Source organism: Nocardia sp. NPDC056611 (genome assembly GCF_042792755.1).
Classification (GTDB): domain Bacteria; phylum Actinomycetota; class Actinomycetes; order Mycobacteriales; family Mycobacteriaceae; genus Nocardia.
In genome coordinates this window covers 470,022-484,319 of the sequence record NZ_JBHTVV010000002.1, presented here as the reverse complement: position 1 = coordinate 484,319, position 14,298 = coordinate 470,022, and the positions used below count along the sequence as shown (strand labels likewise).

Genomic DNA, 14,298 nt, shown 5'->3' with positions numbered 1-14,298 from the left:
ATCGCACCGCCGCAGATCGCCACCCCGGCCGCGCGAATTCAGTTGGGGGCGGACAGAACTGTCTGATCCCGGTCCGCCGGAGCGGGCCGGGCGAAGACCGCGATGGCGATGATGATCAGGAAGGCCAGCAGCGCCGTGCCGGTGCGGGCGATGTGGAACAGCCCCCAGCGGTGCAGGATCTGCGCGTAGTCGTCGGGACGGGGGCCGACGGCCCACTGCTTGATCTTGCCGTTGATCGGGACATTGCCGAATCGGGTGATGACGAAGGACGTGAGCACGAGGCCGAAAGCCGTTGCGGCCGAGCGGCGCACGACTCCCCCGCTGTAGATCGCCAGCAGCAGTGAGGTGAGGGCGGCCAAGCCCATCGCCGATTGCATGACGGGGCCATTGACCTTCATCAGCGCGGTATGGAAGGTGAACCGCACATCCAGCGGCACCGTCTTGAACGCTTGCGCGACATTGATCAATCCGTATCCGAAGGCGCCGCACAGATATCCGGTGGTGAGCAGGGCGGCCGCAGTGAGCAGTCGAGTGCGCATGGATGAGCCTTTCGCGGAGAGCACCGTCTCCTATTGGTTCAGTTTTCCGAATAGTTCAAATCTTCGAACCTGTATCCTGGATCTGTCAAGACCGCAGTACGACATCGATGGGAGGGGTTCGTGCCTCGGCCACAGCGAGCGGCGGACGCCGCGGGCGCACCGGTGAGTGCGGAACACCAGCGGCAACTGGAGGCGCTCGCACCCCTGATCGCCACGCATTTCCGGCGCGCCCACGGCGATATGCCCGCCGCGTTGCGCGAATCCTTCGACGCGGGCGGGCTCGGCAATCGGCACGGCGCGGTACTCGCGCAGGTGCTGGCGGCGGGCAGCCTCAGCGTCAGCGATCTGGCTCGCCGGCTCGGCATCAGCCTGACGAATGCGAGTCAGCTTGCCGGGGAGCTGAACCGAGCCGGGTGGTTACGTCGGCACAACGATCCCGCCGACAATCGCCGCACCCTGCTGTCGCTGCCCGACGATCGCCGCGACGACGTGGCAACCTTCATCAACCGGCGGTCGGACGCGCTGCTGCGGGCGATGGGGCGGCTGACTCCGACGCAGCGGCGAGGGTTTCTGGCCGGGCTCCAAGCCTGGGCCGACGAGATCGACTGACCACGGTCCACGGGGGCCGGGCCGCAGCGCGCGGTAGTTCGACCGCCGATTTCGGGCCCCGTTCGACGGCCCCGCCAACCGACCGGGACGACCTTGTCGGGCAGACTTGACCAGGTGGGAAACCTACCTGTGGCAGCGGTGGTGTGCGCATTCATCGGCGCGGTGTTGTTCGCCGTGTCCGCGGTGGCGCAGCAACGGGCGGCGGCGGATGTCCCCCAAGGGGATGCGTTGCTGGCCAATCTGATTCGCAGTCCACGATGGGTGGCCGGGGTGATCGGCGACGCGGGTGGGTTCGCGTTCCAGGTGGCGGCGCTCGCCTTGGGCTCGGTGCTGGTGGTGCAGCCGATTCTGGTGACGGCGCTGGTGTTCGCACTGCCGCTGGCCGCGCACTACAGCGGGCGGCGGGTGACCACGGTGATGTGGTTGCAGGCGGCGGCGTTGTCGATCGCGCTGGCGTGCTTCCTGGTGGTCGGGGAACCGACCGAGGGGGTCACCGAGGCGCCCTGGCATCGCTGGGCGCTGCCGCTGGGACTGGCGGCCGGTGTCATCGCGGTCAGCATCGTGGTGGCTACCACCGTGCGCGCGCCGACCCTGCAAGCCCTGCTGCTCGGCACCGCGGCCGGTCTGCTCTTCGGCGTCTCGGCCGCCCTCACCGACAACGTCACCCAGTTGTTCACGATCAGCATCGGGACCGCCCTCACCAGCTGGGAGCTGTACGTCCTGGCCGCCTGCGGCCTGCTGGGCCTGTATCTGCAACAGCGTGGCTATCAGGTGGGTCCGCTGTCGGCCTCGCTGCCGGCGTTCACCGTCGCCGAGCCGCTGGGCGCGGCCTTCCTCGGCATGACCGTCCTCGACGAGCGGCTGCGGTCCGGTCCGGTCGGCACCGCCTTCGTCGCTCTCTCGGTGGTCGTCATGTGTGTTGCGGCGGTGCGCCTTTCCCGCGCCCAGGCCGCTCCGCTGGCCGACCCGCTGCCCGAGACCGACTGACCGGCACCGCGACATGCCCGAAATCGCCCGTTTTCCTGGCGATTTGCATTAACCACCCACCCATAGGCTAATGTTCTGTCCCGCAAGCCGATCGGCCCACAAGGCCGGGTGAGCACGCGGATGTAGCGCAGCTGGTAGCGCATCACCTTGCCAAGGTGAGGGTCGCGAGTTCGAATCTCGTCATCCGCTCAAAGGGGGATTTACCCGCGCGATTAGCTCAGCGGGAGAGCGCTTCCCTGACACGGAAGAGGTCACTGGTTCAATCCCAGTATCGCGCACCACGTTCATACAGAAAGGCCCGGCTACCGCCGGGCCTTTCTGCGTTTCCGGGTACCGACGTCGTCGAGCGCCCTCAGCCCGACTCGCCGGAAAGCAAGGCCGATCGGGCCCGAAGAGGTGGGGCCGCACCGCCGGTTCCAGCCGATTTGCATTACCCACCCACCCATAGGCTAATGTTCTGTCCCGCAAGCCGATCGACCCACAAGCCGGGTGAGCACGCGGATGTAGCGCAGCTGGTAGCGCATCACCTTGCCAAGGTGAGGGTCGCGAGTTCGAATCTCGTCATCCGCTCAACCGAAGTCCGGATCAATTGATAACGATCCGTTCCAGATCCATTTCGGATCGATTCTTCTCCCCGCCGCAGCTTGGCAATAACCTCTTGGCATGACGACAAACGTTGTGACCGAACAGAATCCGAAGATCGCCGCCATCGCCGCCTTCTTCGAGGCCTACGCCCGCTACGACCTCGACGGGATGCGGGCCGTCCTCACCGAAGACATCAGCTGGACCATTCCCGGCCGCCACCCGCTGTCGGGCACCAAGCACGGGATCGACGAGGTCGTCGAATTCTTCAACCAGCTCTCGACCGCGGGGATGAAGGCCGAGACGTTCTTCCTCGAGGCCAATGACGAATACGTCGTCGACATCCACCGTGGCTACTCCACCGCCGGCGAGGGCAAGGTCGACACCATGTGGGCGCTCGTCTGGCATTTCAACGCCGACGGCAAGGTCGACCGCGTCGTGAACCTCTCCGGTGACCAGCACCAGATGGACAACTACGTCTGGCAGAACTACACCCTCGCCCCGCTGCCGACTCGCCTGGCGTAGGCGCGGCAGCCGCGGCGCGTCCGCTACTCGCCAGCCCCCGCCCGGACACCGATTCCCGGACTGGCAGAGTGAAGCGGACGCGCCCCGAGCGAGGAGGTTCAGACCATGAGCGGACGCACCCCCAGCCAGTGGGAGGAGATCATCGCCGCCGATCCCACCCACTCGACCCGCTACGTGGAGCGTTTCCGCAATCTGGCCGCCGAGGGCACCGACATCGTCGGCGAGGCGCGACTCATCGACGCCATGCTGGGGCGCGGCAGCCGCGTCCTGGACGCGGGGTGCGGGCCGGGCCGGATCGGCGGCCACCTGCACCAGGTGGGTCACATCGTGGTGGGTGTCGACGTCGACCCGGTGCTGATCGCCGCGGCCGAGCACGACCACCCCGGCCCCACCTGGCTCGTCGGGGACCTGGCCGAACTGGACCTGCCCGGGCGGGGCGTGCCCGCCGACTTCGACGCCATCGTCTGCGCGGGCAATGTGATGGCGTTCCTGGCGCCCTCCACCCGCCGGGCCGTCCTGTCCGCCTTCGCCCGGCACCTGGCTCCCACCGGCCGCGCGGTGATCGGGTTCGGCGCCGACCGCGGCTACGACTTCACCCAGTTCCTCTCCGACGCTCAAACCTCCGGGCTCACACCGGATCTGCTCCTGTCGACCTGGGATCTGCGGCCGTTCACCGCCGACGCGGACTTCCTGGTGGCGGTGTTCTCCCGGGCGAGCTGACATCGAAGGACCGACCAGCTGATCGACGCCGCCCTGGGATTGGATTCAGCGGCAGCAGTTCGGGTCGAGGACCAGGCACAGCGCTGACAGGGCATCGCGGTAGGCGCGGTGAAAAGTGTTCATGCCGCGGCGTTCCGATTCGATCAGGCCCGCCTTCTTCAGCTGGCCGAGATGGTGGCTGACGGTCGATTCGGCCAGGCCGACGGTCTCCGCGAGGTCACCGGTGTTCACCTCGCCCGCGGGGCTGGTGAGCAGCAACGACAGCAGTTTCACCCGAGCCGGGTCGGCAATCGCCTTGAGCCGCAGCGCGATTTCGAGCGCGGCGGCGTCGTCGACCGGGCCTGCGGCGACCGGGGCACAGCAGACCGGGGCGGACATGTCGATCACTGGTAGCGCCTTGGGCATGCGATCAACCTTACCGACCTTCTTGACATATGTCGAAGAAGTGGCGCAGACTCGGTCACAGAAGTTCTTCGACATATGTCTCACAAGTGGAGGTACGGTCCCATGTCCCGCATCCAGCTCGCACTCAACGTCGACGACCTCGATCAGGCGGTCGCGTTCTACTCGACCCTGTTCAAGACCGAGCCCGCCAAGCGCAAGCCGGGTTACGCCAACTTCGCCGTCGCGGAACCCCCGCTCAAGCTGGTCCTGATCGAGAACCCCGGCCACGGCGGCAGCCTCAACCACCTCGGGGTCGAGGTGGAATCCAGCGAGCAGGTCCACGGCGAGATCGCCCGCCTGTCCGAGGCGGGCCTGTTCACCGAGGAACAGATCGCCACCACCTGTTGCTTCGCCACCCAGGACAAGGTGTGGGTGACCGCCCCCGACGCCGAACGGTGGGAGGTCTACACCGTGCTGGCGAACAGCGAAACCTTCGGCACGGCACCGGTTCTCGCCTCCGGGGAGCCGGCGACGGATGCGCAGGCCACGGCGGTGTGCTGCGGCACCGCCGAGGAAGCCGCCGCGGAGGGAGCCTGCTGCGGCAGCACCGCGAAGGCCGAGGCGGTCGCTTCGGGCCAGTCCTGCTGCGGCTGATGTCGCTGTGAGTTCGCCGGTTGTTCGCTTGCGCCTGATTTCGACACCCGTCAATATCGACGTGTGTCGAAACGAGAACTGCCGCTCACCGCGGTGACCGCACCCGGATGTGAGGTCACTCCCCTGGTCCGGCAACCCTTGACCCCGCCGGCCGCCACCGAGTTGGCGGCGGTGTTCAAGGCGTTGTCGGATCCGGTGCGGTTGCGGCTGTTGTCGGTGATCGCCAGCCACGTCGGCCAGGAGGCCTGTGTGTGCGATATCTCCGACGGGTTCGACGTCTCCCAGCCGACCATTTCCCACCATTTGAAGGTGCTGCGGGAAGCCGGGTTGCTGTCGAGTGAGCGCCGTGGCTCGTGGGTGTACTACCGCGTCGAACCCGATGCCCTGCGACAGCTGTCGTCGCTGCTGGACATCGCTCTACCCGAGGCGGCCGCCCGATGAGCGCGCTGACCCGGCGGCTACTGGCCGAGTTCGTCGGCACCGGACTGCTGGTGTGCGTGGTCGTCGGGTCCGGCATCGCGGCGCAGCAGCTGTCCGCGCAGGATGTCGGCCTCCAGTTGCTGGAGAACTCGACCGCCACCGTGTTCGGGCTCGGGGTCCTGATCCTGATCCTCGGGCCGGTGTCGGGGGCGCATTTCAATCCCGTTGTCTCGGTGGCCGATTGGTGGGCGGGCCGTCGCCGCGGCACCGGTCTCACCACCGCCGAGATGCTCGCCTATATCGGCGCGCAGGTGCCCGGCGGCATCGCCGGGGCGGTGCTGGCCAACATCATGTTCGATCAGCGGGCCGTGCAGATCTCGACCCATCACCGGGTCAGCACCGGTCATCTGGTCGGTGAGGTGGTGGCCACCGCCGGGCTCATCGCCGTCATCTTCGCCTTGGTCCGCACCGGCCGTACCGCGCTGGCGGCCGTCGCGGTGGCCGCCTACATCGGTGCCGCGTACTGGTTCACCAGCTCCACCAGTTTCGCCAATCCCGCCGTCACCGTCGGCCGGATCTTCTCCGACACCTTCGCCGGTATCGCGCCCGCCTCGGCGCCGGCGTTCGTCGCCGCCCAACTCCTCGGGGCCGCACTCGGATTCGCGCTGGTCGGCGCACTGTACCCCGACTCCGCTCCGGCTGAGCGCACCGCGCTCGACGTTCCGACTTCGTGAAAGGGCCCGCCCACCAATGACCTCCGTCAAGCCGAGCGTCCTGTTCGTTTGCGTCCACAACGCGGGCCGCTCCCAGATGGCGCAGGGCTTCCTGGCCCACCTGGCCGGGGACGCCATCGAAGTCCGCTCGGCCGGAACCGCGCCCGCCGACACCATCAATCCGGCCGCGGTCGAGGCCATGGCCGAGCTGGGTATCGACATCACCGCTCAGACGCCGAAGGTCCTCACCCCCGACACGGTGCAGACCTCCACCGTGGTGATCACCATGGGTTGCGGCGACACCTGCCCCTACTTCCCCGGCGTCGACTACCGCGACTGGACCCTCGACGATCCCGCGGGTAAGGGTGTCGAGGCCGTGCGGCCGATTCGCGACGAAATCCGTACCCGGGTGGAACGACTCATCGAAGAGTTGCGGACATCAGGAGTGGATCCGCGATGAGTGCCGTCTCCCGACCCGCGCAGTCGCCGGCAGTCTGGCGCGGCGCGGACCTCAGCGACTCCACCGAATGGGCAACCGTCCTGACCGACGCGCAGCGCGCGGAGATCGTGGACGCCACGCGCGCGGCCCGTGCCGCCGGGCGTGACGTCACGAACCTGCGCCGCGAGGACTTCCCGCTGCCGGGCCTGGCCGATCTGCTGCGCGAGTGGACGGTCACATTGGCGCAGGGCCGCGCCTTCGTTCTCCTCCGCCGGTTCCCCGTCGATCTGCTGACCGAGGCCGAGACCGAGCTCGCCTATGTCGGTCTCGGCCTGCACCTGGGCACTCCGGTCAGCCAGAACGCGGCGGGTGACCTGCTGGGCCACGTCCGCGACGAGCGCCTCCCGCGCACCGGCCCGGCGGTGCGGCTCTACACCACCAACGAGCGTCAGGACTTCCACACCGACGGCTCCGACCTGGTCGGACTGCTGTGCTTGAAACCCGCGAAAACCGGTGGGGAGAGCCGCATCGCGAGCTCCCTGGCCGTCTACAACCACATCCTGGCCGAACGGCCCAATCTCCTCGAGGTGCTGCGCAGTCCCTTCCACTGGGACCGCAACGACGAGCAATCCCCCGGCGAGGCGCCGTATTTCACCCTGCCCGCCATCCATGACATCAACGGCGAACCCCGGATCTTCTACATCGGCTGGTACATCCGCGACGCCCAACGCCACCCCGGCGTCCCGCCCCTGACCGACCTGCAACTCGAGGCCATGCGCATGCTCGAGGACACCGCCAACGACCCCGCCTTCTACCTCCCCATGGAATTCGCCCCCGGCGACATCCAGATCCTCAACAACGCGAAGATCCTGCACAGCCGTGAGGCCTACACGGACCACGAGGACCCCGCCCGTCGCCGCCACCTGCTGCGCCTGTGGCTCACCGCCCATTCCTTCGCCACCGTCGAGGACATGCTGCGCGAGGGGATCCCGCCACGCCGGGGCTGATCACCGGGCGCCTTCCGGGCCGTGACCGGTCCCGGTAAGGAAATCGATAGCGATCGTTAAGCGCCGGACCATACATTTTCGGGGAGTCCAGCTCCGAGGGGGTGAAAGGCTATGGCGCTACGTATTTCCGGACAGGCGATCACCAGTGACATGACGCCTGAGACCGCGCATCTGGTTCCCGGTCCCGCCGGGAGCCGGTGGGTGCTCAGCTGGCTACCGGGGCGGGATCTGACCCGGGAGCAGGCCATCGACGGGATGGCGCTCGACGAGATCCTGAGCGACCTGGCCTCCACCGAGGAGGAATTCGTCCTGGAGTTGGCGGCGCTGCGAGCCGAATCGCTGGGGATGCGGCTCGAGGAGGCCGTCGTCCGGTTGGCGGCGCGCATCATCGAACGCGACCGCCGGCAGCGGCGCGCGGACGGTGCGGACCGTCCCCCGGGTGATTCCCCGGAGGGACGGTACTGCATCCGACGCGCGAATCCTCCCGTCCCCCACTGCCACTCGCGCGCGCACTGACCGTTCGCCCTAGAATTGCGGCCACAGACCAACCGGGGAGGATCCACGTGGCCGCAACGATCACCATCTCGATCACCGACGCCGACGACGACATCGCCGAACTGGCCTCGCTGTTCGAGGCGATCGTGGTGGACGACGACCTACGCGCCGTCCACAAACGCCTGATCAGCGGCGAACCCGTCCCGGACGCGCTCGGCGCAACGGAACTCATCAAACTCGTGGTCGAATCCGCGCCGTTGATGGGTGCGGTCACCGCATGCGTGACAGCCTGGATCGCCAGCCGCACAACCAAATTCACCTTGCGAATCGGCGACTCGGAAATCTCGGTCAAGGGCGACGTCTCCGAGGACGTCGTACGGCAGGCCCTCGAACAGATCCGCCCCAACGGGGTCCAGAAGCCGGACCCGGAGCACATCGAGGAAGCGTAGTCCTGTCCCGATCCAGGTCATGGAGGGGACTTCGGGCGAATCCCTAGGTCGAGTTGGCGACGCACTGACGTCGGCAGCATCGAGCACCGATGGTCCACCGGTAGCTGAGTGGGGCTTCGGACAACACAAGCCGCTCGGTCATCGGCATGAGCGCGCACTCGAGCTCGCTAGAGCCAGTCGGGTGACACGGTGGGGCGCTGGCTGTGTGCCCGGGTGGACGTGGCAGAGAGGTTATTCGGCTTCGGAACGAGAGTCGAGGGGTGGGCAGGGCGTTTGAGGTGCAAGGTATTCGACGGCGACGTCGTCGAGTTCCGAAGCGGATCAGCCTCTGCGAAGACGTGAGGCAGCGCGGTATTGCGGGAGCAGCCCCGGCATCGGCCGACATCGTCTCCGTCGAGCTGTTTAGCCGTGCTTGGGACGGTGGATTCCAGGGTGCCTACATCTCTGTGATAGCGACGACCTCGACCCCGGTGACGATCGAGGTCAACGGAGTCACGCTGGGGGGCAGCCCATTTGCGCTGAAGCCAACCAACGGCGCCAACTACACCGTCACCGTCCAACTCAACCTGGCAGCCGGCGATCAGCACATCGTCGCCTCGCAGAAGACTGCGGATGGCACGATCAGCCAGCAGTCCACCGACGTCAGGTCCAACGGCACCACTGGAAGCTCCTCCTTCACCCCGAACCCGATCCAAACGATCCTGAACGGCTTTCAAACCGGCAGCACCGGCGGCCACCCCGTGACGTTCGGGATGAACTAGGCGATGGACTCGCGGGCGAACCATTCCGTTCTGGCGCGCCCCGCCAACCTGGGTCGCCGCGGCACCGCGGCGGTCGAGAGGACCGCCTGATCGTTTTCCGAACGCCACTGCACGCGAGTCGCGCGGCGTGGTGGATCCACCGCGCGACAACGCGATCCGGGTGGATCGCCCGCCGGGTGGATCGCTCAGACTCCCGATCCACCCGGCCCCGCCCCGCCATTACCGGTGAAAGACCGGCACGAGAGTTCTCCCGCCTGGGCTTGTTCGCCGACCGGCATCCGGCGCGAGCCAGCCCAGATAGAGATTCGCCAAGAGATTGCCTAGACCGGGTTTCTGGCACGAAAGGTCATACCTCTCAGCACTGTTGCGCTGTCTTTCCCGTCTACAGTGGTCGTCGTCTCCGAGTGCTGGGGGTTCGCCCGGAGATGATGGGTAGGTGTCTCGACTCTGCCGGTCCCAAACGCACATCCCAGCGTTCGGCAATCGAGACCCCTACCCCCGGCCCAGATTCCTCGCGTGCAGCGACACCACTCAGCGCACTCCCCCAGCTCGATGTCGGCCGGGTCGGTCAGTGCGGTATGCCGCGTGGTGTGCGTTCAGAGATCCATGCGCGAGCTGTTGATACCGGCTGTTTTGGATATTGAGCCCAGTGCGACCTCATGTGGCCACTGCTCTCGCAACACTCGATCCAAGTGGGGATCCGCTGATGCCACGCAAATCGGCAGCCGTTCAGGGTCTGTCACGGTCGCATCAACCGGGGCTCTTAGCATTCCCCATGGTGGAATCTGGTTCGCTAGATAGCCTTTGATCTGAAGCTGGGAATAGCCCGGGCTCCACCAGGTTTCGTAGATTGCCTGAAATTCGACGGGATGAACCAGCAGCCAAACACAATAGGTGATGCGGTAGCCGCCGGTGAGATTGATCGGAAGCATCGCGCGTACAAACGTTCCGATTTGCTGCACCTGAAGTAGCTCAGAATCGCGTATTGTCGTGCCGCTCATCCACAAATCCGCGGCGGGCACCGGCTCGGGCAAGTGCATCATCGGTTCCGGAAGCGTGAACCGATAATGTCGATCGTGCTCGTCAAGCACATGACCGCAGTCGGGGCAGGTATCACCAGGCATCGCGCCAGTATCACCGATCAGCCTGTCGCAGTTACCGGAGGGAGCCCACCAACCTCGACGTTCATCAGCCTCGGTGTCGCGTTGTCTTCACCAGGCGGTTCATGGACCGGCACGGCGGAGGTGGCGGAGGAATCGACGAGATTCGAATCCACGGCGCTTCACCATCAACTCCGGGACCGTCTGGTCGAGGAGTTGGGGCCGGTATCCGAGTACGTCTTCGGAGAGGATCTGGACAACGACTACTGGCGACTCCCCAAAGTGGTCATCACTGTTGCCCCGCACGACGGTTTCATCCTGTTGGACCTGGTCAACCCGAGATTTCAGCGGGACCTGGACGAAGAGGGCGCTCGCGACTTCATGTACGACGAGGACGAAGAGGAAGACGACGAGTACGAGGATGAGGACGACGACTAGATTCAGCAAGCTGCGAGGTTCCTGAAGGGTCCGCTCGACATCCGGCATTCGGCATTTCAGGATGTCCTGCGCGACAGATGATCTCGTGACCGGATCGAACCGATAAGCAGCCGTTATCGGCGGTCAGACCCTCCCCCTTCTCCTCCGAACAGTCGGCTGGCGGTGATGTGCTGTTTGGGACTCGCGTCCGCTGGAGTTGATCAGGGAGAAGGACCAGGTTGCGTTCGATGCGACCGGCCGGGCGTGTGCTGCGGTGGGTTGGCGGTATGCGGTGTGCGATCGGCTCGATGGGCCTCTGGTTGCGAATCAGCCGGTGGCTGGCGGGCTATCAGCATCCGTGGTGCATGAACACCGAGGTTCCAAGCGGCTGGTGGAGGTGTTTGCGACGCTGGGGCGCAACGGTTCACCCGCGGTGATTCATAGCCTTTCGGTGCGCAGCGGCGACGGCCTCGGACGCGCCCCCGTTCTGGTAGTACCAGGGGTACTGGAACATGTGGTGACTGGTGCGATCGAAGACCGCGGCGAGCTCCGACCATCGACCGGCGTGGGCGAGCGCGTATCCCAACACGCTCATGTCGTGGAGCATCAGGGCGTGCATCGGCGGCTGCGACCCCATCAGGACGGCCATCGCCCGGTCGATGTCCGCTTGTGCGCGCGGCGTCGTCCAGAGTGGGTGGGGCGGATCGACGGCCACCCGATGATCCCCGTGTTCACGCAGCATGTATTCGCAGTGTGCTTGGAGCGGCACGACCACCAACGGAGAACCCTTCGGTGCTTCCGATGCGGCGGTCTCAGCGAACTCGTACATCTGCTCGTGCGAGCCGTACCATTTCTCGGACGAGAACTGCAGGGCGGCAATATATCCGGCCCTGTTGTAGGGATCGCGTGCGCAGGTTTCCTTCCAATACGACCGGAACGAGTCCGGGGATTCCTGCCCACCGATCACCAACCACAGCCTCGCGACCCATGGAGTCGGATCATCCGGGTTCAACTCGATCGCCCGCACACACCACTGCTGCGCACGACGCAAGATCGTGGCGAAGTTAGCCATTGCCTCGTCCGAGGTCTGACTCGCGTAGGCGCTTCCCCGAGCGTTCCAGGCGCACAATACTTCCGCTTTCGCCCGCAGCACATGCGCATCGGGATCGTCCGGTCGTTCGGCACACCATCCGGCCAACCACGTCATAGCCGGTGCCGCCGACTCCGCCAGTGCCTCCACGCGGTAGGAACGCCGATCCCAGTCACGCCCGGTCGCCGCGAGCAGCTTCGCCGCGGGCATCCAGCTCCCGGTCGTCTTGATCTCGTCGAGCGCCGTCTTCAACGCCGAATCGTCTGCGGCCCATTCGGTAACCACCACCGGCGTGGGCCTGTGTCCGAAGCGGCGGAGGAACCCCATCTCAAACTTCCAATCTCACATCCAGCCCGAACGGCATGTTCGCGGCGCGCTCATGATCAACACTAGCGGGCCGGTGCGATACATACCGAGCGGTCCACTGGTGGACGGGAGGGCGGCAGACACCGGGCCGTCAGCGTCAACGTCGAGAGGAACCCGCGGGCGCGTACCCGAGATTCCGTTCCCTCTCGAACCACCCCGAATCCGGAAGCGGAAGCGGTAGCTCCACGAGGTCAGATTCACGCGGGAATGCGCACTATTCGGCATGAGCGGACGTTCGGCTGCAGTCGGATCGGTGCGGCCTGCCGATCTTCCGTTACACGGCGGATGCGAGCAGCCCAATCTCGAAGGACAGCGGTCTCGGCGCAGTCGGTCTGCGCAGGTGTGGCGGATTTCCTCGAAATCGAGGCAAGATCGGAAGCGGCAACGGCGGCTCGCTCGTTGAGAGCCCGAGGACACTGTCGAAGGAGATCGTGATGGCGGAAGCGTTTGTGCTCGGTGGCGTTCGGACCCCATTCGCTCGGTACGGTGGTTCGCTGTCGCACATTCGGGCCGACGACCTGCTGGGGATGACCATGAAGGGTGCGTGCGAACGCGTCGGCGTGGGTCTCGATCAGATCGAGGATATTGTCGCGGGCTGCGTCAATCCGGCCCACGAAGGTATGGGTGATGTCGCGCGGTGGGCGGCGCTGGCGGCGGGATTCCCCGACACGGTGGCCGGGGCGACGATCAACCGGTTCTGCGGGTCGTCCCTGAGTGCAACCATCAATGTCGCGCACGCGATCAAAGCAGGGGATCTGGGTGTCGGGATCGCCTGTGGTGTCGAGTCGATGTCGCGGTCGGGATGGGCGTACATGAAGGGGGACAGCCCGTTCGGCCCCCGTGGCCCGGTCGTCCTGCTCGACACCATGTGGGCGGGTGCAGGCGGTCCCGCCAATCCGGCGCTGCTGGCGCGCAATGCTTACATCGGAATGATCGAGACAGCGCAGAATGTCGCCAACCGCTACGGGCTGACCCGAGAGGAAATTGACGCGTTCGCGCTGCGGACGCAGCGAAATGCCAAGGCGGCCAGAGATTCCGGCCGATTGGCCAAGGAGATTATGCCGGTGGAGATCGGCGCGACGAAGAAGACCCCCGCCCGCCTGTTCGAGCACGACGAGTTCATCCGCGACGACACCACCGCCGAGAGACTGTCGGCGCTGCCCCCGCAGCCGGGGACGACGCAGATGACCGCAGGGAACTCGACTCCCCTGACCGACGGAGCCAGCGCACTGGTGCTGGCCTCGGGTGAACGAGCGGCCGAACTCGGCGTCGAACCGCTGGCGCGGGTGGTGTCGTCCGCGGTGTACGGGATCGATCCGCTTTATATGGGTTTGGCTCCGGCGTGGGCTCTACCCCTGGCGATCCAGCGTGCGGGCCTGGCACCCGAGCAGATCGACGTGTGGGAAGTACACGAGGCATTCAGCGCCCAAGCCCTGGGCGTGCTGCGTGAACTGCCGAACCAGCTCGACGGTTTCATCATCCCCGACGAGAAGCTGACACCGAACGGCGGCGCAGTGGCAATCGGTCATCCGTTCGGCGCTACCGGCGCCCGCTACGTTCTGACCCTGGCCACCGAACTGCGGGAACGCAATGCGCGCTACGGCGCGATCGGAGTCTGCATCGGATCCGGTCAAGGAGTCGCAATCGTCCTCGAAAACCCGTCCGCCGCCTGAGAAATCTCAGCGAAGAAACGACGTACGGGGATCCCAGGGAGGTCAGGAGACGACCTCGATAAGCGTGCCGGTGGCGTTGTCGAAGACAACGCCACTCGGACGTTGTCGCTGTCGACGCATGTGCCATTACGGTCATCAGCAGTTGCGGACGTTCGACCGGCCTCGGATCGGTACTCCCAGTTGATCTTCCGATGCTCCGCGTCGGCCGGCTCGGGCAGCGCGGTATGCGGCAGTGGCGGACGTTCGCCGACGCCGTGGCAGGGCTTCATTCTCTACGATTCGACCGTGCGAAATCTGTTCGACCCCAGCGCTCTCGGATGGCCGCAACTGCACGACTCACTGCACGTTTACGTCCTGCCTGGACCGGA

General features: G+C 66.0%; 18 protein-coding genes and 3 tRNA genes. 17 read left to right on the top strand and 4 right to left on the bottom strand.

Annotation, left to right across the window (positions count from 1 at the left end; translation table 11 throughout):
- Window positions 1-38 precede the first annotated feature (38 nt).
- The gene (locus tag ACFRAQ_RS10795; RefSeq protein WP_379097235.1) at window positions 39-539 is read right to left on the bottom strand and encodes a DUF1772 domain-containing protein; all 501 of its coding nucleotides are present in this window, start codon (window positions 537-539) and stop codon (window positions 39-41) included.
- Between the two features lie 120 nt (window positions 540-659).
- Between ACFRAQ_RS10795 and ACFRAQ_RS10790 the strand changes: the two genes are divergently transcribed.
- The 7 genes from ACFRAQ_RS10790 to ACFRAQ_RS10760 all read left to right on the top strand — a co-directional run bounded on the left by ACFRAQ_RS10790 (window position 660) and on the right by ACFRAQ_RS10760 (window position 3,962).
- Entirely contained in the window at window positions 660-1,148 is a 489-nt protein-coding gene (locus tag ACFRAQ_RS10790) for a MarR family transcriptional regulator (protein ID WP_357093990.1), read from the top strand.
- 114 nt (window positions 1,149-1,262) lie between these two features.
- The gene (locus ACFRAQ_RS10785; RefSeq protein WP_379097231.1) at window positions 1,263-2,135 is read left to right on the top strand and encodes a DMT family transporter; all 873 of its coding nucleotides are present in this window, start codon (window positions 1,263-1,265) and stop codon (window positions 2,133-2,135) included.
- A gap of 116 nt (window positions 2,136-2,251) precedes the next feature.
- Window positions 2,252-2,324 (top strand) — tRNA-Gly (locus ACFRAQ_RS10780).
- 17 nt (window positions 2,325-2,341) lie between these two features.
- A tRNA-Val gene (locus ACFRAQ_RS10775) sits at window positions 2,342-2,416 on the top strand.
- Window positions 2,417-2,632: 216 nt separating this feature from the next.
- Window positions 2,633-2,705, top strand: a tRNA-Gly gene (locus tag ACFRAQ_RS10770).
- Window positions 2,706-2,798: 93 nt separating this feature from the next.
- Window positions 2,799-3,242 carry a nuclear transport factor 2 family protein gene (locus ACFRAQ_RS10765; protein ID WP_379097228.1) on the top strand — a complete coding sequence of 148 codons (444 nt, stop codon included), beginning with the start codon at window positions 2,799-2,801 and terminating at the stop codon, window positions 3,240-3,242.
- A gap of 105 nt (window positions 3,243-3,347) precedes the next feature.
- Window positions 3,348-3,962 (top strand): class I SAM-dependent methyltransferase, encoded by a 615-nt coding sequence (locus tag ACFRAQ_RS10760; RefSeq protein WP_379097225.1) that lies wholly within the window; start codon window positions 3,348-3,350, stop codon window positions 3,960-3,962.
- A gap of 45 nt (window positions 3,963-4,007) precedes the next feature.
- Here the strand turns inward: ACFRAQ_RS10760 and ACFRAQ_RS10755 are convergent, their stop codons facing one another.
- Window positions 4,008-4,367, bottom strand: coding sequence for an Rv2640c family ArsR-like transcriptional regulator (locus ACFRAQ_RS10755; RefSeq protein WP_357289140.1), 360 nt, complete (start codon window positions 4,365-4,367; stop codon window positions 4,008-4,010).
- 102 nt (window positions 4,368-4,469) lie between these two features.
- Between ACFRAQ_RS10755 and ACFRAQ_RS10750 the strand changes: the two genes are divergently transcribed.
- From ACFRAQ_RS10750 to ACFRAQ_RS10715, 8 genes are all read left to right on the top strand, one after another.
- On the top strand, window positions 4,470-5,000 hold the full coding sequence (locus ACFRAQ_RS10750) for an ArsI/CadI family heavy metal resistance metalloenzyme (RefSeq protein WP_379097221.1): 531 nt from the start codon (window positions 4,470-4,472) through the stop codon (window positions 4,998-5,000).
- 63 nt (window positions 5,001-5,063) lie between these two features.
- A complete protein-coding gene (locus ACFRAQ_RS10745) occupies window positions 5,064-5,441 on the top strand; it encodes an ArsR/SmtB family transcription factor (protein WP_379097218.1) in 378 nt (125 codons plus the stop codon).
- Window positions 5,438-6,154, top strand: a complete 717-nt coding sequence (locus ACFRAQ_RS10740) for an aquaporin (protein ID WP_379097215.1) — start codon at window positions 5,438-5,440, stop codon at window positions 6,152-6,154. The genes ACFRAQ_RS10745 and ACFRAQ_RS10740 overlap by 4 nt, the downstream gene beginning before the upstream one ends.
- Before the next feature lie 16 nt (window positions 6,155-6,170).
- Window positions 6,171-6,593 (top strand): arsenate reductase ArsC, encoded by a 423-nt coding sequence (locus ACFRAQ_RS10735; RefSeq protein WP_379097212.1) that lies wholly within the window; start codon window positions 6,171-6,173, stop codon window positions 6,591-6,593.
- Window positions 6,590-7,579: a TauD/TfdA family dioxygenase gene (locus ACFRAQ_RS10730; RefSeq protein ID WP_379097209.1), complete on the top strand. Its 990-nt coding sequence runs from the start codon at window positions 6,590-6,592 to the stop codon at window positions 7,577-7,579. Before ACFRAQ_RS10735 ends, ACFRAQ_RS10730 begins: the two co-directional genes overlap by 4 nt.
- Before the next feature lie 150 nt (window positions 7,580-7,729).
- Complete coding sequence (locus tag ACFRAQ_RS10725) at window positions 7,730-8,095, top strand: hypothetical protein (protein WP_379097206.1); 366 nt, start codon at window positions 7,730-7,732, stop codon at window positions 8,093-8,095.
- A gap of 47 nt (window positions 8,096-8,142) precedes the next feature.
- Entirely contained in the window at window positions 8,143-8,523 is a 381-nt protein-coding gene (locus tag ACFRAQ_RS10720; RefSeq protein WP_379097203.1) for a hypothetical protein, read from the top strand.
- 338 nt (window positions 8,524-8,861) lie between these two features.
- Complete coding sequence (locus ACFRAQ_RS10715; RefSeq protein ID WP_379097200.1) at window positions 8,862-9,284, top strand: hypothetical protein; 423 nt, start codon at window positions 8,862-8,864, stop codon at window positions 9,282-9,284.
- A gap of 596 nt (window positions 9,285-9,880) precedes the next feature.
- Here the strand turns inward: ACFRAQ_RS10715 and ACFRAQ_RS10710 are convergent.
- Window positions 9,881-10,408 carry a DUF2199 domain-containing protein gene (locus ACFRAQ_RS10710; RefSeq protein ID WP_379097197.1) on the bottom strand — a complete coding sequence of 176 codons (528 nt, stop codon included), beginning with the start codon at window positions 10,406-10,408 and terminating at the stop codon, window positions 9,881-9,883.
- Between ACFRAQ_RS10710 and ACFRAQ_RS10705 the strand changes: the two genes are divergently transcribed.
- Entirely contained in the window at window positions 10,361-10,822 is a 462-nt protein-coding gene (locus ACFRAQ_RS10705; protein WP_379100300.1) for a hypothetical protein, read from the top strand. The two genes, ACFRAQ_RS10710 and ACFRAQ_RS10705, sit on opposite strands and share 48 nt — an antisense overlap.
- Window positions 10,823-11,225: 403 nt before the next feature.
- Here ACFRAQ_RS10705 and ACFRAQ_RS10700 read toward each other — a convergent pair whose 3' ends face one another.
- Window positions 11,226-12,179, bottom strand: coding sequence for a hypothetical protein (locus tag ACFRAQ_RS10700; protein WP_379097195.1), 954 nt, complete (start codon window positions 12,177-12,179; stop codon window positions 11,226-11,228).
- 512 nt (window positions 12,180-12,691) lie between these two features.
- Here ACFRAQ_RS10700 and ACFRAQ_RS10695 point away from each other — a divergent pair.
- Window positions 12,692-13,930 carry a thiolase family protein gene (locus ACFRAQ_RS10695; protein WP_379097192.1) on the top strand — a complete coding sequence of 413 codons (1,239 nt, stop codon included), beginning with the start codon at window positions 12,692-12,694 and terminating at the stop codon, window positions 13,928-13,930.
- The last annotated feature ends 368 nt before the right edge of the window (window positions 13,931-14,298 follow it).

What these genes read in the sequence shown, in the direction of transcription:
- ACFRAQ_RS10795 (WP_379097235.1), bottom strand. Translation starts at nt 539, where the DNA reads ATGCGCACTCGACTGCTCACTGCGGCCGCCCTGCTCACCACCGGATAT.
- ACFRAQ_RS10750 (WP_379097221.1), top strand. Translation starts at nt 4,470, where the DNA reads ATGTCCCGCATCCAGCTCGCACTCAACGTCGACGACCTCGATCAGGCG.
- ACFRAQ_RS10760 (WP_379097225.1), top strand. Translation starts at nt 3,348, where the DNA reads ATGAGCGGACGCACCCCCAGCCAGTGGGAGGAGATCATCGCCGCCGAT.
- ACFRAQ_RS10765 (WP_379097228.1), top strand. Translation starts at nt 2,799, where the DNA reads ATGACGACAAACGTTGTGACCGAACAGAATCCGAAGATCGCCGCCATC.
- ACFRAQ_RS10710 (WP_379097197.1), bottom strand. Translation starts at nt 10,408, where the DNA reads ATGCCTGGTGATACCTGCCCCGACTGCGGTCATGTGCTTGACGAGCAC.
- ACFRAQ_RS10740 (WP_379097215.1), top strand. Translation starts at nt 5,438, where the DNA reads ATGAGCGCGCTGACCCGGCGGCTACTGGCCGAGTTCGTCGGCACCGGA.
- ACFRAQ_RS10735 (WP_379097212.1), top strand. Translation starts at nt 6,171, where the DNA reads ATGACCTCCGTCAAGCCGAGCGTCCTGTTCGTTTGCGTCCACAACGCG.
- ACFRAQ_RS10755 (WP_357289140.1), bottom strand. Translation starts at nt 4,367, where the DNA reads ATGCCCAAGGCGCTACCAGTGATCGACATGTCCGCCCCGGTCTGCTGT.
- ACFRAQ_RS10695 (WP_379097192.1), top strand. Translation starts at nt 12,692, where the DNA reads ATGGCGGAAGCGTTTGTGCTCGGTGGCGTTCGGACCCCATTCGCTCGG.
- ACFRAQ_RS10730 (WP_379097209.1), top strand. Translation starts at nt 6,590, where the DNA reads ATGAGTGCCGTCTCCCGACCCGCGCAGTCGCCGGCAGTCTGGCGCGGC.
- ACFRAQ_RS10725 (WP_379097206.1), top strand. Translation starts at nt 7,730, where the DNA reads ATGACGCCTGAGACCGCGCATCTGGTTCCCGGTCCCGCCGGGAGCCGG.